Annotated in this window: 3 protein-coding genes and 2 pseudogenes; 1 reads left to right on the top strand and 4 read right to left on the bottom strand. The window is 54.5% G+C overall.

Annotated elements, in window-relative coordinates; all coding sequences use genetic code 11:
• Positions 1 to 485 precede the first annotated feature (485 nt).
• From ACO54Z_RS00215 to ACO54Z_RS00200, 4 genes and pseudogenes are all read right to left on the bottom strand, one after another.
• Positions 486 to 3611: a type I restriction endonuclease subunit R gene (locus tag ACO54Z_RS00215; RefSeq protein WP_485995211.1), complete on the bottom strand. Its 3126-nt coding sequence runs from the start codon at positions 3609 to 3611 to the stop codon at positions 486 to 488.
• Between the two features lie 518 nt (positions 3612 to 4129).
• A complete protein-coding gene (locus ACO54Z_RS00210) occupies positions 4130 to 5044 on the bottom strand; it encodes a hypothetical protein (RefSeq protein WP_485995210.1) in 915 nt (304 codons plus the stop codon).
• A complete protein-coding gene (locus ACO54Z_RS00205; RefSeq protein WP_485995209.1) occupies positions 5045 to 6400 on the bottom strand; it encodes a restriction endonuclease subunit S in 1356 nt (451 codons plus the stop codon).
• Positions 6393 to 8062, bottom strand: a pseudogene (locus ACO54Z_RS00200) (class I SAM-dependent DNA methyltransferase). The gene ACO54Z_RS00205 and the pseudogene ACO54Z_RS00200 overlap by 8 nt, the downstream one beginning before the upstream one ends.
• 524 nt (positions 8063 to 8586) lie before the next feature.
• Between ACO54Z_RS00200 and ACO54Z_RS00195 the strand changes: the two are divergent.
• Positions 8587 to 9135: pseudogene (locus tag ACO54Z_RS00195) on the top strand (MFS transporter); the annotation flags it as partial.

The raw sequence follows: 9135 nt of genomic DNA, 5'->3' as shown, positions 1-9135 counted from the left end.
GCAGCAAATAATTGAAAAAGCAGAATTTCGGTTTATCGATAATATCGCTACCCCCACCCCGACCCTCCCCCGCTGCGGGCTTCGCCCTGCGGGGGAGGGGGATTTTTCAATGGTAAACAGCCTTTAAGAGCCTGTTTAGAGTCTGGGAATACCTGTTTTCTTGTGTGAACGGGAGCAGGTAAAACCGCCGATATACTCCCTCTCCCTGTGGGACAAGCATTGCTCGCGTAGCGAGAGAGGGCTGGGGTGAGGGCAGCAAATAATTGAAAAAGCAGAATTTCGGTTTATCGATAATATCGCTACCCCCACCCCGACCCTCCCCCGCTGCGGGCTTCGCCCTGCGGGGGAGGGGGAATTTCGCTTTTACCCGCAGACTCTAAACAGGTTCTAACCTAACCTACAAAGATTCACGGCTGAATTGTAACCACACCCTACCGACCAACGCGCTGGGGCTTATCCCTCTGGCGACAACGGATCTCCCCACCCTACGCCGCCCAGGCGTCGGCGATTTCTTCCGCCTGCTCCAACACGAACTCAACCGCGGCGGCTTCCGCGTCCGGCGGGTATTTGTAGCGCTTCAGCGCGCGTTTGACCAAAAGGCGCATCTGCGCGCGCACGCCGTCCTTGTATTTCCAGTCGATGCTCGCCGACTGGCGCAGTTTTTCGGTGATTTCCTTGGCGAGCGCTGCCAGTGTCGCCTCCGCCATTTGTTCGCGCGCGCTTTGGCTGCGGGCGAGGGCATCGTAAAACGCCAGTTCCGCTTCAGAAAGCCCCAGTTTTTCGCCGCGCGCGAGGCGTTCTTGCAGTTCGCGCGCGAGGTCCACCAGCTCCTCCAGCACTTCGATGACGCTCAGGTTGTGGTTGTTGTAGCGGTTAATCGCTTCTTCCAGCCGCGCGGCGAAGTCTTTTTGCGCAGCGAGGTTGTTGCCCGCCGTTTCGCGGATTTTCGCTTGCAGGTAGCGTTCGGCGGCGGCGACCCACAGGTGCGGCGTGTCGCTCGCTTTCACTGTGTGCAGGAAGTCGTCGGAGAGTAAATCCAGCCGCGCCTGCGGTTTGCCGAGCAGGTCAAACAGGTCAATCACGCCGTCGGCGCTGATGCTTTGATTGATGAGCGCGGTCAGTTGCAGCAGGCGGTCGCCACCGCTGGCGTTGTCGGCGCGTTTGGCCAGCACCGCGCGCACCGCGTCGTAAAAGGCGATTTCTTCGCGGTACGGCGCGGTCTCGTCGCGCGCGCCGCAGAGGGCGAAGCCTTTTTTGGCAAGACGTACCGCGTCGAGGAAACGTTTTTTGCGTTGCAAGTCGCGGTCGGTGTGGTTCAGCGCGCTGATGTGTTCGGCGGCGCGGCGGATGTGCGCCAGCAGCGCCTGCGGTTCTTTTTCCGTGAGCGCGGCGGCGACGGCAAAGACGCGGCCGTTTACCGGGGTGGCAAACTGGCCGCGCACCACTTCCAGATGCTCCTGCATTTTGGCGAACACCGCGCCGATGTCGCGCGTCATCTCGCCCTTGCCGCCGTCGCGCGAGTAGCGCTGCGTCGCCTTTTTCAGCTCGTCGGTGAGGCCGATGTAATCGACCACCAGCCCGCCGTTGTCGCGGCTTTTGTTTTTGAAGACGCGGTTTACCCGCGCAATCGCCTGCATCAGGTTATGCCCCTGCATCGGCTTGTCGAGGTACATGGTGTGGCAGCAGGGCGCGTCAAAGCCGGTGAGCCACATGTCGCGCACGATGACCATTTGCAGCGGGTCGTCCGGGTCTTTGAAGCGCTTTTCCAGCAGTTTTTTCTCGTCGCGGCTGTAGAGGTGCGGCTGGAATTCGGGCGGGTCGCCCGCCGCACCAGTCATGACGATTTTAATCGCGCCGCCGTTCACATCATCGCTGTGCCAGTCCGGGCGCAGGGCGATGAGGTGGTTGTACAAATCAACGCAAACACGACGGCTGACCGCGACCACCATCGCCTTGCCGGGCGCCATCTGGTTGCGCTGCGCGAAATGCTTGACCAAATCGGCGGCCAAATCGCGCAGACGGGCATCCGCGCCGAGAATCTGCTCGCGCAGGCGCAGTTTGGCGCTGGCTTCGTCGTCGTCATCGAGCGCGTCAAACAGCGCGCGCGTCTCCGCTTCATCGAAATGCAGGCGGATTTGCCGCGCCTCATAGACAATCGGTACGGTGGCGCCGTCGGCAACCGCATCTTGCAAGTCATATACCGAAACATAGCGCCCGAACACCTCTTGCGTGTCCTTGTCGTCAAGGCTCAAAGGCGTGCCAGTGAAGCCGATGAAAGAAGCGTTGGGCAGGGCATCGCGCAGATGGCGGGCGTAACCGGCGCGCATCTGCCCGCCGCTGCCAACCTTCATGCCGAAGCCGTACTGACTGCGGTGCGCCTCGTCGCTGATGACGATGATATTGCGCCGTTCGTTCAGCGCAGGGAAGCGCTCCTCATCCTCGCGCGGCGCGAACTTCTGCACGGTGGTGAAAAACACCCCGCCCGCCGCCCGCTCCGCCAGCATGCGGCGCAAATCCTCGCGACTGTCCGCCTGCAGCGGCGCTTGTTTGAGTAAATCCTGCCCGGCGCTGAAGGTCTGGAAGAGTTGCCCGTCCAAATCGTTGCGGTCGGTAACGACCACCAGCGTCGGATTTTGTAACGCCCGCTGCGCCAGCAGCTTGCCCGCATAAAACAGCATGGAAATCGACTTGCCCGAACCCTGCGTGTGCCACATCACGCCGATGCGCCCGTCGCCGTCGGCGCTGGACGCGGCAAGCGTCGCCGCCACCGCCGCATTCACCCCGTAAAACTGGTGATAGGCGGCGCATTTCTTGATGGTTTGCCCGCGCCCGTCGCGCTCAAACAGCACAAAAAAGCGCAGGTAATCCAAGAGCGTCTCCGGGCGCAGCAGCCCTGCCACCACCCCGGCAGGCTCGTCGGCAAACGGCACGCGCGCGCTGTTTGCCGTCTCATCGACCACCCGCCACGGCATAAAACGCTGCCAGTCGGCAGAAAGCGAGCCGATGCGCGCATTCATGCCGTCGCTGACGACGAGCAACTGATTGCAGACGAACAAATCGGCGATTTCCTCTTTGTAGGTCTGCAACTGGTTAAACGCCGCCTGCAAATCCGCCTTTTCATTGAGCGGATTTTTCAGCTCCAGCACCACCAGCGGCAGACCGTTCACAAAAAGAATGACATCGGGAATGCGTTTGCCGCGCGTACCGCGGATTTCCAACTGATTGACCGCGATGAAGCCATTCGCCTGCGGATTTTCAAAATCGACCAGCATCGCTTGCCGCGTCTGCGCCTCGCCATCCGCGCGGTAGTTGACCGGCACGCCATTGCGCAGCCAGCCGTAAAAAGTGCGGTTGCGCTCAAGCAAGTCGCCGACCTCGGCTTTCATTACCGTGCGCACTACCTCATCGACCGCATCCGATGGCAGTTCGGGATTGAGCCGGGCGACCGCTTGCCGTAGCTGCTCGGTAAAAACGACGCCCGCCATACTGCCACGGGCAAAATCGCCCTCGGCAATGGGTAAATCCTTGCCGTATTTATGCTGCCAGCCGACGGCTTGTAATTGTTGCAGACAGGTGTCTTCGATAAGTTTTTCATTGATTTTGGGGGGCATGGGGGTTCCTTTGGGTTAATGAGAGGGTGGGTCTTGACCTTATGAAATCCCCCTCCCCCGCAGGGCGAAGCCCGCAGCGGGGGAGGGTCGGGGTGGGGGTAGCGATATTTATGCCGCATCAATGGTTAATTAAGTCATTCGCTGTTCTTTCTCAAAAATGGAATGCCATTTTTATTTCCAAATATTGGTTTAAAACCACAAGCGGAGGGTTATAGAAACAGATGGTTTTGCATCAAATTGTTTTACCCCCACCCCAGCCCTCCCCCGCTGCGGACGCTGGCGCGTCCTGCGAGGGAGGGGGTAAATTGGCGCTTGCAATTCTTTCAGTTTCATCACGCGGCAAAGATTTCTTTGTAGTTTTGCAAATTGGATTAGACAACCATTCGCTAATTATTCAGCGATAGACTCCCTCCCCCGTGGGGGAGGGCTGGGGTGGGGGCAGCAGATAATTCACAATGCGACAAAAAATTAAGTTTGTTGGGTTACGCTCGTTCCTCGCTAACCCAACCTACGTTTGCTCATTCTTTTTCTTTCCCATCGGGAATTTTGTCAATTAGCTTCCCAATAATTTCCTGTATTTCAGCGTTATCGTTATTGCGATTTTTAGTCAAGTAATCTATAGGGTTATCCTTTAATGCATCAATGGTTGTTTGTAATAATAATTTTGCCATTTCTCTTCTGACCTCATTATCGCCACCAAAGTAATTAGCATTTAATGAGTATGCGTAATTTAAGTAAGACCTTGCAAGGACTTTCTTATATAGATAAACCTGCATCATTATCCTGTTTTCTTTTATTTTGGATGAAAAATAAAATAAGAGCAGCAAGAAAGGAATAGATAAATAAAACCTTTTTAGTATAGAACCTATGACATTTTCGCTTAAATCAAACCAAGAAATCAGCATAAAGGATATAAATGAAATAATTAAAGATTTTATAAACAATGCCTCATTGACTTGCAATGCGAGTTCTTGTTTTTCATATTCTTTTTTAAATTCATAATCTAAACTACCAATGGCAGCCTCACCAAATTGTTGCTGTGCTTGAGTTCTAATTTCATTTTTTATCTGGTTTATAGCATTATTTAATCTAGCATTCATTCCCATGAAATCTTTTATTTCTCCAACATTTTCTAGTTTATTTCTTATCTCATTTAAATTATTTTCAAGTAGGTCTTCATATTTTAATGGGAAGTTGATTGGATAGCTAACATCCTCATTGAATATTTCATTTACTCTTGATAGTAGAATATGTAAGTTTTCCAGTTCTACTTTATCAACAAATGAAAGCGCCACAAGGTTGAAATATGGCTTGATGTCTTCAATGATATATTGAATCTCATCATATGTATCTCGATTGTTAAAGCTAGTGCTTTCAAGTTCGCTCTTTACGATTTTAAATAATTTAATGACTTCTTCAATAGAGTGATTCATTTAAATATCTCCTTTCAGCAACTGCGGCAATAGTAGGTCTCTTATATGAGCTAAATTGTCATTTTCGGCGAGTGTAAATTTCCTTTTGTGATACAGACCGCCAATATAACCTTGATGCAAGCTCAATAATTCATATCCTGGGGTAACAATAGATATTTGCTTAAGATGCATCGGTCCAAAATTTCTCTGCGCTGAACCAGAAGCTCTAGTTTCTAGCTCATATTGCAATTGACCAGCTATAAATCCCTCAATGAAGCCAATAGTACTTTTCTGCTTAATAGGGCGAAAGCGAATTACGCTTGTATTTAAACATAGGGGTAAATGTTCCTTACGAATAAAAGCAAATCGTCCTAACGTGCCAGATGCGGAAACTACAATATCGTCTTCTCTTAGCTGGAAGTGTGCATATTTTCCAAAGGCTTCTTCTTTGGTTATTTTATTTGCTTTATCTAAAACGATGTCTCCGTTTTGAATACAGCGAATATTGATAAATCTAATGCCATCTTCTGCGTCGGTATATTGCCAATTACGGATACCAGGTCCTTCCATGAAATCAATGATTTCAGGTAAAGGTTTCACCTCCCACCCCTCCGGGATTTCGCCGAAGTTTTCGGTGGGGGTGAGGGCGGCGGGGAATGCGGCGGCGAGGTCGGCGAGTTGTTGGTAGCGGGCGGGGTCGTGTTGTTTGAGCGCGGCGAGGGCGTCGGCGGTTTTGCCGCTGATGGCGCGCATCGCCGCGTTTTCTGCGTCCGCCATGCTGCCGCCTGCCGCCAGTACTGCCGCTTTGGCGCGCGTCGGCTCGTAATCGACAAACCAGCTTTTGTAAATGGCTTGCACGATTTGTTCGAGGGTTTGGTTGGTTTGGGTGTTGAGTTGGATTTTGTTCTCTATATTTCTAAGTATAGAAGAAATCCTTTTTTGTTCAGCTTTAGACGGTATCAATAATGGAATATTAAGTAATTGCTCTCGCCCAACATTAGGAAATGTTGAGCCAGTCGCAGAAATCAATAAATTGGGTAAAGCAACTTCGATAATCGCTCGTAAAAAATGCTGGTATTCTTCTCCGTAATTGTGCCGAATTGCTGCAATTCCTCGTCCTATCGCATAGTCTTGGTCAGCCCAATTCATTTTTCCTGTGGTTGAGCCACGAACACAAAACAATAGATCAGATGCTTTTGCCTTTTTCTTAGCATCAGTTGTAAATTGAACTGGCAATGGGTGTATAAGCTGAAATTCAGTTGGACCATTTAATAAAGGAATGCCATTTCCTTCTTTATTAACAAATTCAGCCGTTGGCGATTGCCCCATCACAACTTCTGCAACATCTCTTAAAAACCCCTGTTTCCACTCACTCATAACCCAACTCCCCCAAGTTCGCTTTTATTTGTGCTTCTAATGCCGCGCCTTGCGCAAATTGTTCGTTCAGTAATGCGGTGAGGCGCGTCATTTTTTCGGCAAAGGGTTCGCTGTCTTCTTCTGTTTCTGCCGTGCCGACGTAGCGGCCGGGCGTCAAGACGTAGTCGTTGCGCGCGATTTCTTCGGTGGTGGCGGCGTAGCTGTAGGCGGGCTCGTCGTGGTAGTTGTCCGCTTTTTGCCAGCGGTGGTAGGTGGCGGCGATGCGTTCGATGTCGGCGTCGGCGAGGTCGCGTTGGGCGCGGTCTTTCATGTAGCCCATCGCGCGCGCGTCGATAAAGAGGGTTTCGCCTTGGCGCGGTTTGGCTTTGTGCAGCAGCCAGATGCAGGCGGGGATTTGGGTGTTGGTAAAGAGTTGGCCGGGCAGGGCTATCATCGCTTCCACCAGGTCGGCTTCGATGAGTGCGCGGCGGATGTCGCCTTCGCCGCTGCTTTGGCTGCTCATTGAGCCGTTGGCAAGTAGCAGCGCCATGCGCCCTGTCGGGGCGAGGTGGTGCAGCATGTGTTGTAGCCAGGCGTAGTTGGCGTTGCCGGCGGGTGGGATGCCGTAGCGCCAGCGCGGGTCGCCGGCGAGCGCTTCGCTCCACCATTCGTCGGCGTTAAAGGGCGGGTTCGCCATGACGTAGTCCATTTTTTGGTCGATGTGCTGCGGCGCGGTGAAGCTGTCCGCCGGGCCTTTGCCGAAGTTGTATTCGATGCCGCGGATGGCCATGTTCATCGCCGCCAGTTTCCATGTGGTGCGGTTTTTTTCTTGGCCGTAGATGGATATGGCGCCGCTGTCGCCCTGGTGGGCGCGGATGAAGCGCGCGGTCTGCACGAAGAAGCCGCCGCTGCCCATTGCCGGGTCATAGACGCGGCCGTGGTAGGGCTCCAGCATGGCGACGATGAGGCTGACGATGGCTTTGGGGGTGAAGTATTGGCCGCCGCGTTTGCCTTCGGCGAGGGCAAAGCGGCCGAGGAAGTATTCGTAAACGTGGCCGAGGATGTCTTTGGCGCTGAGCGCGCCGTGGCCGCTGAAGCTGGTGTCTCTGAAGAGCTGGATGAGGCCGATGAGGGTCTGGCTGCTGACGCCGTAGTCGCTGATGCGCTGGAGTACGCCTTTGAGGCGGGGGTTGTCTTTTTCGATGGCTCAAAGGCGTCGTCGATGAGTTTGGCGACGCCGCCGTGTCTGCCGCCCCAGGGGAGTTCGGCGCCGGGTTCGAGGGTGGCGACGGCGGCAATTTCGTCCCAGCGCGCCTGGCGTGGTACCCAGAAGGCGACGTCTTTGCTGTAGTAGTCGCGGTCTTCGAGTTCTTCTTGGATGGCGGCTTCGTAGGCGGCGGGGGTGGGGTAGTCGGCAGGGTATAAGTGGTAGGGGCTTGCCGGGTTTTTGAGGTCGGCTTCTATGCGCTGTTGTTGGGCGCTGAAGCTGTCGCTGATGTATTTGAGGAAGATGAGGCCGAGGACGATGCGTTTGTAGTTGGCGGCGTCCAGCTCGGCGCGGAGTTTGTCGGCGGCTTTCCACAGGTCGGCTTCGAGGCCGCTGAGGAAGGCTTGGGTTTTGGCGTTTAGCGCGTCAGGCGTGTTGGCTGTTGGCTGTTGGCTGTTGGCTGTTGGCTTGTTCATTTTACTAGTTTTCCTTTGTATTTTCAATGGTTTGTTGGTGAAACCCCGCGTTTGTTACGGGATTTTCAGGGAATTTTAGCAGGGTTGTGGTGCGCTGGCTGACGGTGATTTATATACACCTTGAGCGCTCAGGTATCGCAGATCGGGCATTTATGCCCGACGTTCGGCGATGACGATAAAGCATCGGCGGATGTTGTGAGCGCTTCCCCCAGCCCCCACGCAAAATGCGGGCGTATTTTGCGTGAGAACCCGCCCGCTGCGTTTGCTGCGGGGGAGGGGCCGAACGGCGGCAATGTTGCTATGGGCTGTTTGCAATTTGAAAAATCCTCCTCCCCTGCAGGGCGAAGCCCGCAGCGGGCGGGTTCCGTGCGTAGGGTGTGTGGCGGCATAGCCGACACGCACGCGGGAATTTGACATCGGCAACGCGTGCGTGCCTGCGGCATACACCCTACGGGCTACCTGAAAACCCAAAAACGTCGTCTGCCCCCCTTTATCAGACGGCATCACAGCCATAAGGAAACCCCATGCCCCTGCAATCTGGCGGCTACACCTTCAAACCGCATGAAATGCCCTTTATGCCGGGTTCGCCCGCCTCGCCCGATCATCCGCAAAAGCGGCGGCTCGCGTATCTCGCCATCGGCCTGCTGCTCGCGCTGTCGTCGGGCTTCCAAAACGGGCTGCTCACCGCCTCGCTGCCGCAGCTGCGCGGCGATTTGTCGCTCGATTTGCAGCAGGGCGGCTGGATTCAGGCGGCGTATTTCATGGCTTACGCCTGCATGAGCATTCTCTTTTTCAAAATCCGCAAGGCGTATGGATTGCAACGCTTTGTCCGCATCACCCTGTTCGCCCAGCTCGCCGCCAGCCTGCTGCAACTGGTTTACCACCATTACGAAGTGGAACTCATCGCCGCGTCGCCGCTGCCGTGGCCGCCAGCGGCCTGCTGGTGCTGGCGATTTACTATCTGATGCAGGGCTTTGCCGGCACGAAAAAACTGGTCGGGCTGGTGTTCGGGCTGGGGCTGATGCAGGTCGGCACGCCGCTGGCGCAGAGCCTCGTGCCGCTGCTGTATGGCG

Source organism: Cardiobacterium sp., from assembly GCF_057314735.1.
The sequence above is the reverse complement of the archived record's forward strand: the minus strand, read 5'-3'. Positions and strand labels throughout refer to the sequence as shown.

What these genes read in the sequence shown, in the direction of transcription:
- ACO54Z_RS00215 (WP_485995211.1), bottom strand. Translation starts at nt 3,611, where the DNA reads ATGCCCCCCAAAATCAATGAAAAACTTATCGAAGACACCTGTCTGCAA.
- ACO54Z_RS00210 (WP_485995210.1), bottom strand. Translation starts at nt 5,044, where the DNA reads ATGAATCACTCTATTGAAGAAGTCATTAAATTATTTAAAATCGTAAAG.
- ACO54Z_RS00205 (WP_485995209.1), bottom strand. Translation starts at nt 6,400, where the DNA reads ATGAGTGAGTGGAAACAGGGGTTTTTAAGAGATGTTGCAGAAGTTGTG.